Below are 17833 nucleotides of genomic sequence, written 5' to 3' on the forward strand. Positions count from 1 at the left end.
AAGCATAAATTCTTATAGATATGCAAAGCTGGAGGCGAAAAAGTGAAAAAGAAAGTTTTCGGTTTGCTGCTAGTGGCAGCATTAATTGTTTTTGCACTCACGAACTTTTTAAAGTCGAAAATAACTGAAGCAGAAAAAATCGACACCTCATACACAAAAGTAGAAACAAAAGAGACAGAAAAGAATGGATTGGAAATCGGACAATATGCTCCTGATTTTACACTTAAGACTCTCGAAGGGAAAAAAGTGAAGCTATCGGATTATCGCGGCAAAAAAGTAATACTAAACTTTTGGGCAACATGGTGTCCACCATGTAAAGAAGAGATCCCTCATATGGAGAAATATTATAAAAGCTTGAATAAAAAAGATAATGTGGAAATTTTAGCAGTTAATTTGACTAGCTCTGACAAAAGTAAAGAGTATATTAAAGAGTTTGCCGAATCCTACGATATCACGTACCCCATCTTATTGGATAAGGAAGGCGAACAGCAAAAGCAGTACGAAATTGTTACAATTCCAACTACCTTTTTCATTAATGAAGCAGGGCAGATTAAGCAGAAAGCTGTGGGTCCAATGGATAAGGGTATGATGGAAAATACAATGAAGATTTTAAAATAATTTAAAAACATGTCCACCATTTTAGTTTTATTTCAGGACTTTCTCTCATATAGTGCAAAGATATGGGAGGGACTGAGATTAATGCGAAAATGGTGGCTTTATTTATTTATTAGTGTATTGGTATGCGGAGGGATTTTCTATTTCATGAAGTCCCAAAAAACAAAAGAAGCAGTGAAGGCTGAATCAACAACTTTAGAACCTGTTGGAGAAGCATATCAATTAATTCGCCAAGAGTCGGTTCATAGTACAACGGAAAAACAATTGGTTGAAGGTGCGATTACAGGTATGGCGGGCGCTTTGAAGGATCCCTACAGCACCTACTATACAAAAGAAGAAGCAAAAATGCATAAGGAGCAATTATCTGATGAACGTGTAGGGATAGGAGCAGAGATCACCCAAAGCCAAGGGCGGTTTATTGTCGTGTCGCCAATGAAAGGGTCGCCAGCTGAGAAAGCGGGACTTAAACCTTATGACGAAATCGTCCAAATAGATAAGCAAAGGGCAGAAGGCAAGTCATTAACTCAATTGCTTGCACTTATAAGGGGCGATGAGGGTACAACCCTTACCATGACAGTATTTAGACCTTCAGAAAACCGACATGTAGATATCAAAATTACAAGAGGAGCAATTGCGCAAACATCTGTCAAAAGCAAGCTCATTGGAGTAAAAGACAAAAATATTGGTTATATCGCTATTTCTGTTTTTGGTGAAAAGACGGCAGAAGAATGGTACCAGCAAACAAGCGAACTGATGAAAAATAATATTCAAGCTTTAATCATTGATGTAAGAAGCAACCCCGGCGGATATCTCAAAAGTGTCGCACAAGTTATTGGAAGTGTCGTTAAACCGGATTCTACTTTCGCCTACATGGAAGATGCGATGGGCAATCAAGAGCCCTTAAAAGTCGCAAAAGATGATCTCGCGTTTGATTATGATGAAAAGTTAAAACAGCTGCCGATGGTCCTGCTGCAAGATGAGGGAAGTGCATCTGCGAGTGAAGTGCTAAGTGGAGCGTTAAAAGAGTTAGATCGAGCAATGATTATTGGTGTTAAAAGTTTTGGAAAAGGTACTGTACAAGAAACTTGGCCATTATCTAATGGGGGCGAATTGAAGCTTTCCACGAATAAATGGCTGACACCAAAAAGGGAATGGATTCATGGCAAGGGTATTCAAGCTGGAGTTGAAGTGGAACAAAATCCCCTATTTCATATGAAATTGCCACCAATCGCAGGGAAATTTAAAGAAGGAGATTTTGCAGATGATATTCAATCAATCCAAGAAGTATTAAAAACACAGGGCTACCAAATTAGCCGATTGGATGGGTATTATGATAAATCCACAGCAAAAGCTGTCCAACAGTATAGTGATAAACACAATCTGTCCGGCAAAAGTGAAATGAATGAGGAATTCTTAACAACCCTGCGTGAAGAGATGGTTCAATATAGAGAGAAAGAAGAAAATGATACGCAGCTCCAAATGGCGATTAGCTATATTAATCAAAAGTTGAAATAGATGAAAAATCCCTGTAGGTGAGCAGTCATCCTCGACCGCTTCCTACAGGGCTAATCTTGCAATTCATGAGCCAGAAAGTGAAGAAGAGAAAACTATTGCTTTTCACCGCTTTTACATTCCCTAATATAAGATAAATGGTACATAATCATTAAAACACTTCGTTTTCAATCGGCTGTTTGATACAATGAAAGCACCATTATATTAACTGCCGGAGAATGAAAGGTGATGCAAAACGTATGTACATAGATGTAATCATGGAAATTATCAAAGGCATCGGCCGTTTCTTTTTAAATCCTTTATTATATATAGGAATCTTATTCGCTATTTTAATTGGCTATCAGCGTGTAAAATCAGAACGGAAATCCTTTAAGACACGAATTTTTTGGGGATGGTCTGAGACAATCCTTATGGTGAAAGAAGGCTGGTTGCCTGGGGTTATCATCTCAGCCATAAGCTTAATCGTAGGATTAACAGTTCCCATTCAATTTATTGTGATCAGTGCAGTCGTCGGCGTTATTTTAATCGCTGTTTTTTATTATCATGCAGCATCTGCTGTTTATCCACTTGGCATAGCATTTGTTATCTTATGGTATACATATATTGCAGATGGCTCTTGGCATTTCTTGAAGTGGGATGTGACAAGTCATTCTATGCATGTCGGGATGTTAAGTACAATTCCTATATTAATTGGGCTTGTGCTGGTTGCGGAAGGTGCTCTTGTCGTAAAGAATGCTGCAAAACTTGCTTCACCTAAAATATTAAAGTCTGAACGAGGTTTACCATCCGCTATCTACCTTGCAAAACGGTTGTGGATGCTGCCTATTTTCTTCGTAATTCCGAGTGGAGCGATTCACGAATATGTTCCATATTGGCCGCAGTTTACGCTAGGAAGCAATACATTCTCACTAATTCTTGTACCGTTTGTCATTGGGTTTCAACAGAGATCAAGAAAGTTGTTGCCGGTACACTTTTACCCACAAGTAGGAAAAACAATCGAGATTCTGGGCCTGCTTGTCTTAATTGAAGGAATTATTGCTTACTTCTTTCCAATCATGGGAGTCGCAGCAGTATTTGTCGGTATAATTGGACGTATTTTCATTTCAATCCTATATTCATTAAGTGAACGCCATGGTACATATGCCGTAACGCCAAAAGATAATGGTGTGATGGTTGCGGGTGTTTTGCCGGATTCCCCAGCTGCAGCTATGGGCATTCAAGTGGGTGAATGCATTCGTAAAGTCAATGGCATTCCGGTCTCAAATGAAGAAGAATTATATGAAGCGCTCCAAATAAATGCAGCACATTGTCGACTAGAAGTGGTTGACCAGGACGGAGAAGTTCGGTTAAGGCAGCATGTCATTTATCGTCATGACCACTATCGAATTGGCTTGCTAGTAGTTCGCTAGAAGACACGTTGCTAGCTGAAGATAGAGCTAGAGTTAAATCTTTAAAACTGAGTATGTATAAATAGAAACATATCTATTATGACGGTAGCTGTCTGAAAGGACAGGCCGTCTTTTTGTATTTTGGAGAACAACATTTTGTCGAAATAAAGGCAATCCTTTTGTCGCTCACCTCTACACAAAGTGTTGTATAATAATTGGACTACCCCCTATTAGATTTTATGGGTAATTGTATGTCGAAAATAGCAAAAAAGTTTTAACTGAATCGTAACGCAACTTATAAATGGCTATATTAGTCTTAACTATAAAAGTAAGATTTGTCGAAAGGGGCAATGATCGTGCCTGAATGGTTATCCATTGAGAAATTTCAGTTGCTTGCACAACATTATCGTTTAATTGGGACTCTACTAGCTATAGCCTTGCCATTCTTAGAGGCTTTTTTGCCGTTTTTGCCATTAGCTGCATTCGTGGTGGCGAATGCTAGCGCCTATGGATTATGGTGGGGATTTTTGTTTTCGTGGGTAGGCGCAGTGTTAGGAGCTTATTCTGTATTTATTATTATCAGAAAGTTTGGCAGAAGCAAAATTCTGCGCTTTATTTCAAATCGTACAGCTGTTCAAAAGCTTATACATTGGGTTGAATATCAAGGCTTCACCCCATTATTAATATTGCTTTGTTTTCCTTTCACGCCATCGGCTATTGTCAATGTGGTGGCTGGACTATCAAATCTTAAAAAGAAGAATTATTTAATCACTGTGATGCTGGCAAAACTGGTGATGATTTTCATTATTAGTTGGATCGGATCAGATTTGCGTGCACTCATTACGAATCCTGTTAGGACAGGCTTGATTGTTGTTGTTCTGGTTCTCTTATGGTGGGGAGGAAAGCATGTCGAAGCGCGAATGAACAACAAAATGAAAGAAGAAATGCGAAATTCATCTAAATATGAACAAAAATAGAACGCTCGTTCGTGTTGTGCTATAATTAAGGAAAAGAAAGCGGGAGTTATGTATGTCACTGCGATTCATAACAGGCAGATCTGGATCGGGCAAAACAGCCCTGATTCAACAAGAAATTGTGGCGAAAGTGGAAGAGCAGCCAATTGGTTCGCCGATTTTCTTAATTGTGCCTGATCAGATGTCATTTTCAGCCGAGAGAGATATGACACACGAATATAGTATTAAAGGGCTTATTCGTGCACAAGTCACAACCTTTAAACGACTGGCATGGCGTGTTCTACAAGAAACAGGTGGGATTAGCCGCAAAGAAGTCAATGGTTTTGGCTATCGAATGCTGATCCGAAAATTGTTGGACCAACACAAAGAAGAATTTGCTCTGTTTAAGAAAGCTGCTGATAAACGGGGATTTACAGCTGAAATGGAGTCATTGCTAAAGGAATTTAGCAGATATAGTTTGGATAGTACAGCGCTGACAAATCTAATGACTAGTTTTGCAGATGTAGATGCGCCTAAAACGCTACAGGATAAAATGCATGACTTACATTTGCTCGTAGGGGCGATTGAAGAATCATTGGGCACGACGTATGTTGATAGTGAAGGCTACTATCCATTATTAGCGTCACAACTGGGAAAATCACTTGCTATCCAACAGGCAGATATTTATATAGATGGCTTTACGGCATTTACTACACGAGAGTTAGAAGTCGTAGAGGAACTGCTTAAAACAGCGCGCCGCGTAACGATTGTATTACCGATGGAGTCAGTTGCAGATGCAGAAGATGAGCATGCATTGTTCTACCAATCTTCGAGAACGTGCGCTAAATTAATGGAAATAGCGCAGGGAAATGGCGTTGAATTAGAACCGACTATCCATCAAAGGGAGCAACACAGATTTCAGACGGCTGATTTACGACATTTAGAAAGTCAGTTTGATACATTTCCAGCACTTCAACAAGAGAGCGATGGCAGTGCGGAGATCATTGAAGCATCTAATCGTCGGGCAGAAGTTCATGCTATTGCTCGAAAAATTCATGGGCTTGTCCATGAGGATGGTATGCGCTATCGAGATATGGCCATTCTTTATCGTCAACAGGATGTCTATGATCCACTCATTCACACCATCTTTCCTCAATATGATCTGCCATACTTTGTCAGCCAAAAGAAGCCGATGCTTCATCATCCGTTGATTGAATTAAGTCGATCAACTTTGGAAGCTATCCAATCCGGCTGGCAGTATGAGCCTATTTTCCGTGCCGTCAAAACCGATTTATTTTTCCCGATGAATGCAGAAAAGCAAATATGGAGAGAAAGAGCAGACTTACTTGAAAATTTTGTTTTGGCGAAGGGGATATACGGCAATCGCTGGTTTGAAGATGAGCGCTGGCTCTACAAAAAATATCGCGGACTAGAATTATATACAGCCAATCAAACAGACGAAGAACGGGCCTATCAACAAGAGATAGAATTGGTGCGCGAAAAAATTCGTGTGCCATTGAAAGCATTAGAAACAGAATTGCAAGAAGCCACTACAGGTAGAGATATTGCCACATCCATTTATCGTTTCATGGAGACGCTAGAAGTATTTGATAAGCTGCAAACGTTAAAGGACTATGAAATTGAAAAAGGACGTTTACTGGAAGCAAGCGAGCATGAACAAGCATGGAAAAATTGGGTGGATATCCTAGACCAGTTTGTTCTTCTTTTTGGCGATCAGCCTATGAATTTAGAAGAAGCCTTTGAGATTTTAGATGAAGGCTTTGATACATTGGAGTTCTCAAGAATTCCGCCTTCTATAGACCAAATAACAATAGCATCAGCTGATATAGCTCGTTTAACACATGTTAAGGCAGTTTTTGTGATTGGCGTAAATGATGGTGTGTATCCAAAACGGCTCGATTATGAAGGGATATTGGCTGACAGCGAGCGTGAGTGGTTTTCAAGACTTGGGCATGAAATCGCACCAACCTCTAAAACTCGCTTATTAGAAGAAGAATTTATCACCTATCATGCATTTACTATGCAATCCCATCGTTTGTTTGTTTCTTATGCGATGGCTGATGAAGAAAGCAAGGCACTGCTACCGTCTTTGTATATCAAACGCTTGGAAGATCAACTGAAAAACATACGTAAAACAATGGCGCTTGTTGATCCGACTGAATCGACTGAGGCTTTTGATATTATGTCATATATTGTGCATCCGCGTACGTCGCTTGCGTATTTAATGAAAGGACTACGGATGCAACAAGAACGTGGAGAGTTAAGTCCTGAATGGTTAGCGCTTCAACAATATTATGAGAAGGATCCTTACTGGAGAACCATTTTAGAGCGCTTAATGCGTCCATTAAAAACGCATGGGCAAGCTGAACCTTTAACACCTGAAATGACGGAGGCCCTTTATGGATCTACATTAACTTCGAGTGTATCGCGAATAGAGAAGTTTTATCGCTGTCCATTCTCCCATTTTTCAATGTATGGATTAAATCTGGAGGAAAGAGCAGAGTATCGCTTAGAAACACCTACAATCGGCGATCTTTTTCATGCTGCTTTGAAATGGATTAGTGAAGAAACGGATCGTCTGCACCTCTCATGGAGCCAATTAACGAATGAGCAATGTGCGCATTTAGCAAAAAAAGCTGTTGAAGAAATATCGCCACTTTTATATCACCAAATTTTATTAAGCAATGCACGCTACCGCTATATTGCTCGAAAGTTGACCTATATCGTACAACGAACACTGCAATCGCTTAGCCAGCATGCAAGAGTGTCGGGCTTTAAACCCATTGCGATTGAAGCAGCTTTTGGGCCGAATGAGCCTTTGCCACCACTTATAATTCAGTTGGACAACAATAAAAAAATGCAAATGCGCGGCCGAATTGACCGTGTGGATGCAACAACCATTGATGGTAAACCGTATATACGCGTTGTCGATTATAAATCATCTGCCCGCAAGCTGGATTTAAATGAAGTTTACTATGGACTATCTTTACAGATGCTGACATACCTAGATGTGGCCATTACGAATTCAGAGGAATGGCTTCCGGTCCATGCCGAAGCTGGCGGCGTTCTTTATATTCATGTTCACAACCCAATGCTAAGTGCATCTAATAGCTTATCAATAGAAGAAGCCGAAACTGAGCGTTTAAAGGAATTTAAAATGCGTGGCCTATTATTAAATGATTCTCAATCAATTCATGCGATGGACGAAAATCTTGCTGAGAGTGGAGGATATTCCAAAGTCGTGCCTGTTTATGTCAAAAAAGACGGCAGTGCATCTCCCGGTATGTCATCCATCATAGGGCCAGATGATATGAGTTCACTTACACACTTTATTCGGAGTAAGCATAAAAAGGCAGGCCAAGAAATCCTGGAAGGCAAAACGGACATAAGCCCATTCAAGATGAATCAGCGTACCGCATGCGAATTCTGTTCATTTAAAAGTGTATGTCAATTTGATACAACAGACCCAGCGCAGCATTATCGCCAATTATCGCTGGAGAAGCCAGAACAAGTAATTGAAAAGATACGGAAGGAGAGTGGTCACGATGACCTCAGCCATACCTAAAAAGCCGGACGATGCGACATGGACGGACGAACAATGGAAGGCCATATGGGCAACTGGACAAGATATCCTAGTGTCTGCAGCAGCAGGGTCAGGTAAAACGGCAGTATTGATTAATCGGATGATTGAGAAAGTCATTTCATCTGACCATCCGATTGACGTTGATCAGCTGCTTGTCGTTACATTTACTAATGCATCTGCGGCAGAAATGAGACATCGTATGGCAGATGCGCTTGAAAAGGAAATCAAGAAAGACCCTACTTCTAAGCATTTGCGCAGACAATTAAGTCTGATTAATAAAGCGCAGATTTCTACACTGCATTCGTTTTGCTTAAATATCGTGCGGCAATATGCATATTTACTGAACATTGATCCAGGTTTTCGCATTGCAGATGAAACAGAAGCGGCATTGCTAAAGGATGATATTCTCGCGCAAGTGCTAGAAGCGGCTTATGACGGTGAATATGCCGATCGTGTCTACCGGTTAGTGGATAGTTTTACATCCGATCGAGATGACCAGGCGATTGAAGTGCTCATTTCTAAGCTATATGAAATGTCACGCGTCAATCCAGAGCCGTCTAAATGGCTTTTGGCCTTGCCAGAGCAATATGCCATTGCAGATGATGCTGTTGTAGATGATTTGCCTTTCATTCCATATGTGAAAAAGGCCATTTTACATGATATTGATGGAGCCATCCACATTGCCCAAGAAATCCGTCAGCTTGCACTGTTGCCAGATGGTCCTTATGCATACGGGGAAACAGCAGAAAAGGATTTAGTACTACTTCAAGAGGCAAGAGCTCTTGTTAGTGAGAGAAGTTGGCAGGAGGCTCATTCATTCTTCCAAAAGGTTAAACTAGACAGAGCGAAAGCCCAAAAGAAGGGTAGCTGTGATGAAGAACTGCTAGAAATGGCAAAAGCGAAACGTAAGCAAGTAAAAGAAATGTTTGAAAAGCCAGTTGAAAAGTATTTTCAGCGTTCTCCAGAAAGGCTGCTTGATGAAATACGCTTTATGAAGCCGATGATTGCAACGTTGGTAGAGCTAGCTTTACAATTTAGCGAAATGTATGGAGCAGCTAAAAGCTCAAAGGGATTAGTAGACTTTTCAGATTTAGAGCACTACGCATTAGCTATTTTAACGGAAGACGTGGATGGCGAAATGGTGCCTTCATCGGTTGCACTTGATTATCGGGCCCATTTTAAAGAAGTGTTAATTGATGAATACCAAGATGTCAATTTTCTTCAAGAGACCATCCTACAGCTCATCAAAACAGGTGAAGCATCAAACGGTAACATGTTTATGGTCGGTGATGTGAAGCAGGCCATCTATCGATTCCGCTTAGCAGAACCAACGCTATTTCTTCATAAGTATCTAGCTTACAATGAGGGGGAGAATTCAGGCCTCCGTATAGACTTAAACGCGAACTTCCGTAGTCGTCCACAGGTGTTACATGGAACGAACTATGTTTTTAAACAAATCATGGGCGAGGAAGTAGGAGAAGTGGTTTATGATGAAGCTGCCGCTTTAAAACCACAAGCACCTTATGACGAAAAAGAAATGCCAATTGAATTGGCTATTTTATATACCGAAGAGAATGAGGATGAAAGCGGTTCGCAAGCATCCGAGGAAGAAGAGTTAAAGAAATCCCAGCAAGAAGCTAGATTTATGATTAAAGAAATTAGACGCATGATGGATTCAGGTATGACAGTAATGGATCCATGGACCAAAAAAGAAAGACCCATCGAGTATAGGGATTTTGTCATTCTAATGCGTTCAATGACTTGGTCTGCAGATTTGGTGGATGAGTTTAAGGCAGCGGAGATCCCATTGTATGCGGAGATTTCAAAAGGTTATTTTGAAGCACTTGAAGTCATGATTATGTTAAATACCTTAAAAACAATCGATAATCCTTATCAAGATATTCCGTTTGTATCGGTTTTAAGAGCACCTTTTGTGGGTCTTACTGAAAATGAATTGGCCAAAATTCGCCTTGCACAACCGAAGGCATCATTCTACGAAGCTCTTAAACAATTCGTACGTAGTGAAGGAGCCGGGTTAAACGCCACTACTGCTTCGAAGTTACAGCGTTTCTTATTGCAACTGGAGGATTGGCGAGATTTGGCGAGACGCGGATCTCTGGCTGATTTGATATGGCGCGTTTATATGGATACAAATTATTATGAGATGGTCGGAGCTATGTCAAATGGCAAGCAAAGGCAGGCGAATCTCCGTGCGTTACATGATCGGGCTATCGCTTATGAAAAAACGTCTTTCCGAGGTCTTTTCCGTTTCTTACGTTTTGTAGAGCGCATGCGGTTGCGGGGAAATGACTTAGGAACTGCTAAAGCCATCAGTGAGAAGGAAAATGTGGTTCGTCTCATGACTATCCATTCATCTAAAGGCCTAGAGTTTCCTTTTGTTTTTGTAGCAGGGCTTGGACGTGAATTTAATAAAATGGATTTCCATTTGCCTTACTTATTTGACCAAGAATTTGGCTTAGCTGTGAAGATGATTGATCCAGAAAAGAGAATCCAGTACACATCGCTGCCTTTCCTTGCGATGGTAGAAAAGAAAACGCTAGAAATGAAATCAGAAGAGATGCGTATTCTGTATGTAGCCATGACAAGGGCGAAGGAGAAGCTTTTCTTACTTGGAACGATTAAAGATTGGGAGAAAGCGAAGAAACAGTGGACGGATTCTGCACAGCTGCCAGATGGAGAAATGCTTCCAGACTACCTTCGCGCAAAAGCAAAAAGTTATTTAGATTGGATCGGACCGGCATTTGCAAGACATCCTCATTTCAAAGGAGAAGAGGTAGGGGCAGAACAATCTCAATGGAAATTAAATGTTTTGCATGTGAATGATTTTTATGAAACTGAGGTAGAGAAAGTAGAAGAAGAAAAAGAATCTTTACTAGAAGCGGAAGTAAATCCGGCAATGGTGGCAGAGATCGAAAGACGCTTTGACGAACCTTACGCATATGAACGAGCGATTGCTAAACGTTCCAAAACATCTGTCAGTGAATTAAAGAGACTGCAACAGCTACAATCGCAAGAAGAGCCAGAGCTATTTACGAGCAGCACGCCAAATCAGCAAAGAGTAGCACAAAGGCCTGCATTTTTACAGCAGCAATCACTGACAGCAGCAGAAACGGGGACAGCTATCCATACAGTGATGCAGCATATCCCAAAAGAAGGTCTTCATAGTGAAGAAACGGTACGCAGGTTTGTGGATTCATTAGTGGAGCGCCAACTGTTAACAGAAGAAGAAGCGAAAGCTGTGAAACCGAATAAGATTATCGACTTCTTTAAAAGTGAAACAGGCATCCGCTTTATGAATGCGCAAGAGCTTCACCGAGAAATGCCTTTTACGCTAAGTCTTGCAGACAATGAGGGAGATACGCAGGTTGTGCAGGGGGTAATCGACTGCCTGTTAAAGGATGCAACCGGGAAGTGGATTTTGCTCGATTATAAAACGGATCAGCTTTTGCCCCATATGCAAACAATAGAGGGCTTGCGTACTGAAATGGTTAAGCGATATGAAGTGCAGCTTTCACTCTATAAAAAAGCAATAGAAGAGATATTGAAGATTGAAATAGCGGAGAAAGTGATTTACGCATTTAATGCTAATCACTCTATACAATTATAGGAGGAATAGACGTGCAGAGTACCCCAACGGCGACCAAAGAGAGAGTCGCTACCTTAGATATTCTGCGAGGGGTCAGTTTACTTGGCATTCTTCTCGTAAATATGTTTGCATTCAGTACGCCAGTACCATATGTAGATTTAAAGACGTATTTTTCAACGCCGCTTGATATTTCATATCATAAATGGTTGGATATTCTCGTGCAGGGCAGTTTTTATCCGCTTTTTGCCATGTTGTTCGGCTATGGTCTTGCGATGCAACAGGAAAAGGCGGAAACACTAGGAAACAGTTTTTATAAATTGAGCGTAAAACGTTTGGTGGTGCTATTCATCATCGGTTTGCTTCATGTACTGCTTCTTTGGTGGGGAGATATTTTAATGATGTATGCTTTCTGCGGACTTATTGCCATTAGCTTGATTCGTATGAAGCCCCAGTTTTTATTAGCGATTGGTTTGCTATTTTACGGAGCAATAAATGGTTTGGTAGCTTTATTGGCATATATTGCCTCATTAGTTAAAGCTTCATCTGATACATTTGAATACGCGGATATACAAGCTGTTCAAAGTGCAATTAAAGCTTATGGGGGCGGTTCATGGATGGATGCGTTCCAGCAGCGTTTAACAGATGCGAGCGTACAATTTTCTCCTTCTATGTGGATTATGGCGTTGTTCACCATACTACCTTTCATGTTAATTGGAGCCGCGGCGGCGAAATGGAAGTTAATAGAAAGTGCTAAGAATCATCTATCTAAGTGGATTGTGACTGCGGTCGTGCTCATTGTACTTGGAATTATTTTAAAAATGTTGCCTTATACAATGGATCGCACTTATTTTCTAGATAGCATTCAAATGCAATTCGGTGGACCTCTTTTAGCTATTGGATATGCTAGTGCTATCATTCTTATTTGTTGCATTCCTTATGCAACGAAGATTTTATTGCCTTTTGCGATGGCAGGGAGAATGTCATTAACTGTTTACTTATTAGAATCCCTTGTTTGTACACTTATTTTTTATCATTTTGGATTAGGGCTTTATGGAAAATTAGGTCTTGATACAATCACCTGGTTAGTGCTTGGAATATACGCGATTTTAGCAGTTTTTTCTATGTTCTGGTTAATGATTTTTCGCCAAGGCCCACTAGAAAGCCTATGGAAACGTATTACGTATGGAAAGTTTAGCGAAAAAAGAGGAAATATTTAAGTAAATGTTGTATGATGGGTAAAAAAAGGAGTGCTACATTTATGAAAATTCTTTCTTTTCGTTATAATGATCAATTGGGCTTTGGTCCAAAGGTGAAAAAAGAAGAAGCAGTTTGGGATGTACTTGCTATTCAAGAAGAGCTACAAGTTCTGCCATCTTATGCTAAGACAATAGTGGAAGGCATGACGAATGGCTTTGAATTTGTGGAGCAAACACGCAAACTAGTAAGAGCTGCTGAAGAATCAGAGAACCCAGCTCACTTTAAATATAGCTTTAATGATATTGAGTGGTTGGCGCCTATACCGCGTACTACTAAAAATATTATTTGCGTTGGCAAAAATTATAATGAGCATGCAAAAGAAATGGGTGCAGCAGAAGCTCCTGAGGATATTGTTGTATTTACAAAAGCACCGACAGCTATTGCTGCTGACGAACAAACTTTGCCTATACATGCAAATGTAACATCTCAATTGGATTATGAAGGTGAACTAGCTGTTGTGATTGGCAAAAAGGGGAAAGACATACCGAAAAACCTAGCCTTTGATTATGTGTTTGGCTATACGATTGCCAATGACATTACCGCTCGAGATTTACAGGGAAAACATAAGCAATTTTTCTTAGGCAAAAGTTTAGATGGCTCTTGCCCAATGGGACCTTATTTGGTGACGAAAGATGAATTGCCTAATCCGCAGAATTTAACTGTTGTGACAAAGGTAAATGACGAAGTACGTCAAAATGGTACAACCCTAGATATGGTGCACACTGTTGAAGATTTAATAGTAGAGATTTCTAGATTAGTAACGTTAGAACCTGGAGATGTTATTTTGACGGGCACTCCTGCAGGCGTCGGGAAGGGCATGAATCCACCGCAATACCTGAAAGCAGGAGATGTGGTGAAAGTATCAATCGAAGGAATCGGAACTTTGGTAAACAGTTTTGAATAACGAAGCTGACATGTGTATCTCTTTTAATCTACATTTATTGAAATAATTATGTCAGAATTAAGAATTAGGCCGATGGAATCTATTATCCATCGGTCTAAAATTTGTATAGTACATAACAAATTTGGTAGGATAAATAAGACAATAACTATTTGGGGGAAAATACGAAATGATACACTTACATTTTACATCGGTTATTATAGCAGTCATTTTATTCTTCGTAGCTGTTATGATGCAAAACGGCTCTAAAGGCCAAAAAATCACACATATGATTTTACGTGTATTTTACATTTTAATCATTATTTCAGGCGGCGTTGTATTTAGTTCTCAGATGGCAGGCCCTATGGCAATGGAATACGGATTAAAACTATTGGGCGGATTACTTGTAATCGGCATGATGGAAATGGTCTTAGTACGCAAACAAAAATCAAAATCTACAGGTGTACTTTGGGCGCTCTTTATTATCTTCCTTGTATTCACTGTATATATGGGAGCACATTTGCCATTAGGTTTCCTTCATATCTAAAAGGCAGTATATTAAAGCACACATTCAGTAAGAATGTGTGTTTTTTTCTGTCAAAGGACATTCACAACTTTGTTGAAATTACAGAAGGATTACATTTTTTTTGCAAGTACGTATGGAGAGATTGTTATTCGTTTGTTAAAATTATGTTGGACAGTTCTATAGAGGAGGACTTCGAGTTGAATGTAAAATGGATTAGTACTGCAGTTGCATCCATATTGCTGGCCACGGCAATTGGCGCAGCCCCGGCAGTATCTGCGAAAGAAGAGACACCCGAAATTCAAAATGAAAGTATTTATGATGTATTAATAGACCGATTTTTCGATAAAAATGTAGAGAATGATTATAATATTAATGCAAAAGATCCAAAAGCTTTTCATGGTGGAGACTTTGATGGAATCGCTACAAAGCTTTCGTATTTTCAAGACTTAGGTTTTACCATGCTTTCATTAGGTTCTGTTTTTTCATCCGAAACATATGATGGACAAGCCGTTGTAGATTACAACAAAATTGAGCGCCATTTCGGTACAGGCAAAGAATTCTCATCATTAATTGGAACATTGCATAAAAACCATATTAAAACGATGGCAGATTTTCCGATTAATAATGTAAGTAAAAATCATGCATGGGTATTAGAAAAAGGCCATCAAGACTGGTACGAGCTAGCAAATTCTGACCGCATTAACTGGAATACATCCCATACTGCTGTACAGGATGCATTAGTACAAGCAGCGGTAGATTTTGTAGGTAAGTATAAAGTGGATGGTATCCGATTAACGGAGCTTGGCAAAGCAGACACTGCATTTCTCAATAAAATGATTACAGCACTTAAACAAAAAAATAAAAATTTGTATGTGATCACAAATGAGCCGAGCGATGCTGATTTTGATTTGAAAGTAAATAAAGATACGATTGATACATACCAATCCATCTTTAAAAATGTGGATCAAGACTCTTCACAGCTAGAGAAGCCATTAGGTAATAGTATTAACGATACCTCGCAAAAGCCTGTTGCACTAATGCTTGATGATTTATATAGTGCGCGCTTTACACATGCATCTGCTGAAGAAAACATGTTCCCGCCTACACGGATTAAAGTTGCGCTGGGAGCAATCATGACATTGCCTGGTGTGCCGATTGTTTCATATGGTACTGAAATAGCGCAGAATGGCGTGACTACAGATGAATCGCATGCGCCAATGGATTTCCGTACAAAAGATGATATTATTTCATATATTGAAGACCTTCAATCAGTCAGAAACAAATCTAAGGCATTGCGTACAGGGAAATTTAAGCTGTTAGAAAATAAAGATGGTTTAATGGTATATGAACGTTATGCAGGAAAAGAAAAATGGATTATAGTTGTCAATAATACTGATAAAACAAAAAGATATGTTTTGGATCCTTCTGTGATTGGTAATAATAAGGAACTGCACGGCATCTTTGAAAAAGATATTGTGCGACAACAAAAAGAAGATGAAAAATATAACATCGTTTTAGATCGCGAACTTGTTGAGTTTTACCAAGTTACTGACCATAAGGGAATTAATATTCCGTATATGATTGCGCTAGGACTTGTGTATGTCATCTTTATTACCTTCATTGTTTTGTTGCTTCGTAGAGGGCGTAGAGGGAAAAAAGCATAAAATAAAAGCTCTTCTTATCAAAAAGATAAGAAAGAGCTTTTTTGTATTCTTTTATTTTTCGGGCAGCTGATTTAAGAAGAAGACGGAAATAGTACCTGTCCCTGTATGTGCTGCAATGACGGATCCGATTAAATGAATTTCTACTGCTTTAGGATGGAAATTCTCCTCAATCAATGCTTTCATATCTTCTGCTGCAACGAGGTCATCGCTGTGGCTAATGGCAATCACTTGTTCAGAAAGTGAGTCGCCTCGTTCTTTCATTAACTCTATTAGGCGTTTAAAAACTTTTTTGCGCCCTCTATATTTTTCGATAGGCACCAATTTACCATCTTCTACATCTAAAACAGGTTTAATGCTCAATAGGCCACCGATAAAAGCACTCGCTTTGGAAAGTCGGCCACCCTTTGCAAGATAATCTAAATCATCTACTGTAAATAAATGCTCCATATGGAGTGCGTTAAATCGCGCTCTTTCCGTCACTTCATCGTAAGATTTGCCTTCATTCTTCATGCGGGCAGCTTCTTTAACGATTAGTCCATAACCAAGAGAGGCACATTTTGTATCAATAATAGTTAGCTTTAAATCCGGATAATTTTCTTTTGCCTGCTGAGCCATCATGACGGCAGTATTGTAGGTGCCAGAAAGTTCAGATGAGAAAGCAATGTAGATTCCTTCTTCGCCGGATTGACCTAAAGCGTTAAATTCCTTCAAAAAACGTTCGGGTGAAGCTTGCGAGGTTTTTAATGATTCTCCATCTCGGATGGCTTGATAAACCTCATCCATGTCGACGCCAATGATGTCATCATATTCTTTTCCTTTTAGATGAACGCGAAGCGGGATAAGTGTAACATCCTCTTGTTCATAAAAAGACTTTGGCAAATCAGATGCGCTATCTGCGTAAATTCTCATTTTAAAACCCCCTGTATTCTATTCTCTATATATGAAGACGATCGATAAGGAATTCAGCAATTCCGTCTTCGTTGTTGGTTGTTGTTACTTCATTCGCAATATTTTTAAGTTGGCTAATGCCATTGCCCATTGCTACGCCTACACCTGCATATTCAATCATCTCAAGGTCATTGTCCTCATCGCCAAAAGCAATAATGCGGTCGCGAGGAATGCCTAGGTCTTTGGCAACATGAGAGAGGCCGACAGCTTTATTCAAGCCATGACGTACGATTTCTATGACTGGGAAAGGATCTCCCCAACGCCTATGATCAATCAATTCGGCTTTCGTGTCTGCCAAGTATTGACGAATGCCCGGCACGCTGCTTTCTTTCGCTTGAATTAACAAACTTGTTGGATTGTCTTTTAGATATTGATGTAAGTCTCCCGTCGTTACTTTCGGGTCACCCATACTAAAAATATTTAATAGCTTCTCATCATGGTATTGTACATATACGTCATCCATGACTTCAGCAATTAAATTTTCAAACTGCTCTCTGTTTAAGGACTCTACGACTTCTTGTACAACTTTTAAGTCAATCGGCTTATGTACTGTCTTCCAGTTTTGGTCTAGAGGATGATGTACAAATGCGCCATTGAAATTGACGATGGGTGTGTGCAAACCTAGTTCATGATAGAACAATTTACTTGCACGATAGGGCCTTCCTGTTGCAATCATGACTTCATGTCCGGCCTCTCTAGCTTTTTGCAATGTGGCCTTTGTTTTAACAGAAATCACTTTTTCATCAGTTAATAGGGTTCCATCTAAATCTAAAACAATTAAATGTTGTTGTGCCATGCTGATAACTCCTTTTCTTATTTGTTTTGTCGATGTGTAGTCCAAAATTAGCTAGTCCTGTGATTTAAGTAAAATTTTCATCA

General features: G+C 39.7%; 12 protein-coding genes. 10 read left to right on the forward strand and 2 right to left on the reverse strand.

Going from position 1 to position 17833, the window contains the following annotated elements:
- Positions 1-42 precede the first annotated feature (42 nt).
- From F0527_RS02600 to F0527_RS02645, 10 genes are all read left to right on the forward strand, one after another.
- Complete coding sequence (locus F0527_RS02600) at positions 43-618, forward strand: peroxiredoxin family protein (protein WP_150283712.1); 576 nt, start codon at positions 43-45, stop codon at positions 616-618.
- 81 nt (positions 619-699) lie between these two features.
- A complete protein-coding gene (locus F0527_RS02605) occupies positions 700-2130 on the forward strand; it encodes a S41 family peptidase (protein WP_150283713.1) in 1431 nt (476 codons plus the stop codon).
- 236 nt (positions 2131-2366) lie between these two features.
- Positions 2367-3536, forward strand: coding sequence for a PDZ domain-containing protein (locus tag F0527_RS02610; RefSeq protein WP_066791825.1), 1170 nt, complete (start codon positions 2367-2369; stop codon positions 3534-3536).
- A gap of 329 nt (positions 3537-3865) precedes the next feature.
- Positions 3866-4492 (forward strand): TVP38/TMEM64 family protein, encoded by a 627-nt coding sequence (locus F0527_RS02615; protein ID WP_370454623.1) that lies wholly within the window; start codon positions 3866-3868, stop codon positions 4490-4492.
- A gap of 52 nt (positions 4493-4544) precedes the next feature.
- Positions 4545-8054, forward strand: coding sequence for a helicase-exonuclease AddAB subunit AddB (gene addB, locus F0527_RS02620; protein WP_150283715.1), 3510 nt, complete (start codon positions 4545-4547; stop codon positions 8052-8054).
- Complete coding sequence (addA, locus tag F0527_RS02625) at positions 8035-11700, forward strand: helicase-exonuclease AddAB subunit AddA (RefSeq protein WP_150283716.1); 3666 nt, start codon at positions 8035-8037, stop codon at positions 11698-11700. The genes addB and addA overlap by 20 nt, the downstream gene beginning before the upstream one ends.
- A gap of 11 nt (positions 11701-11711) precedes the next feature.
- Complete coding sequence (locus F0527_RS02630; RefSeq protein WP_223823510.1) at positions 11712-12896, forward strand: DUF418 domain-containing protein; 1185 nt, start codon at positions 11712-11714, stop codon at positions 12894-12896.
- A gap of 41 nt (positions 12897-12937) precedes the next feature.
- A complete protein-coding gene (locus F0527_RS02635) occupies positions 12938-13840 on the forward strand; it encodes a fumarylacetoacetate hydrolase family protein (protein WP_066784754.1) in 903 nt (300 codons plus the stop codon).
- Between the two features lie 166 nt (positions 13841-14006).
- The gene (locus tag F0527_RS02640; RefSeq protein WP_150283717.1) at positions 14007-14363 is read left to right on the forward strand and encodes a YisL family protein; all 357 of its coding nucleotides are present in this window, start codon (positions 14007-14009) and stop codon (positions 14361-14363) included.
- Between the two features lie 176 nt (positions 14364-14539).
- Positions 14540-16006 (forward strand): alpha-amylase family glycosyl hydrolase, encoded by a 1467-nt coding sequence (locus F0527_RS02645; RefSeq protein WP_190323368.1) that lies wholly within the window; start codon positions 14540-14542, stop codon positions 16004-16006.
- Positions 16007-16057: 51 nt separating this feature from the next.
- Here F0527_RS02645 and F0527_RS02650 read toward each other — a convergent pair whose 3' ends face one another.
- A complete protein-coding gene (locus F0527_RS02650) occupies positions 16058-16915 on the reverse strand; it encodes a DegV family protein (RefSeq protein WP_150283719.1) in 858 nt (285 codons plus the stop codon).
- A 25-nt stretch (positions 16916-16940) separates the two neighbouring features.
- Complete coding sequence (locus F0527_RS02655) at positions 16941-17750, reverse strand: Cof-type HAD-IIB family hydrolase (protein WP_150283720.1); 810 nt, start codon at positions 17748-17750, stop codon at positions 16941-16943.
- Positions 17751-17833 lie beyond the last annotated feature (83 nt).

Origin of the sequence: Rummeliibacillus sp. TYF-LIM-RU47 (genome assembly GCF_008638315.1) — a bacterium.
Classification (GTDB): Bacteria; Bacillota; Bacilli; order Bacillales_A; family Planococcaceae; genus Rummeliibacillus; species Rummeliibacillus stabekisii.

Coding starts and splice junctions, on each gene's coding strand:
- addA (WP_150283716.1), top strand. CDS start 8,035: ATGACCTCAGCCATACCTAAAAAGCCGGACGATGCGACATGGACGGAC.
- addB (WP_150283715.1), top strand. CDS start 4,545: ATGTCACTGCGATTCATAACAGGCAGATCTGGATCGGGCAAAACAGCC.
- F0527_RS02655 (WP_150283720.1), bottom strand. CDS start 17,750: ATGGCACAACAACATTTAATTGTTTTAGATTTAGATGGAACCCTATTA.
- F0527_RS02635 (WP_066784754.1), top strand. CDS start 12,938: ATGAAAATTCTTTCTTTTCGTTATAATGATCAATTGGGCTTTGGTCCA.
- F0527_RS02650 (WP_150283719.1), bottom strand. CDS start 16,915: ATGAGAATTTACGCAGATAGCGCATCTGATTTGCCAAAGTCTTTTTAT.
- F0527_RS02605 (WP_150283713.1), top strand. CDS start 700: ATGCGAAAATGGTGGCTTTATTTATTTATTAGTGTATTGGTATGCGGA.
- F0527_RS02615 (WP_370454623.1), top strand. CDS start 3,866: ATGATCGTGCCTGAATGGTTATCCATTGAGAAATTTCAGTTGCTTGCA.
- F0527_RS02610 (WP_066791825.1), top strand. CDS start 2,367: ATGTACATAGATGTAATCATGGAAATTATCAAAGGCATCGGCCGTTTC.
- F0527_RS02640 (WP_150283717.1), top strand. CDS start 14,007: ATGATACACTTACATTTTACATCGGTTATTATAGCAGTCATTTTATTC.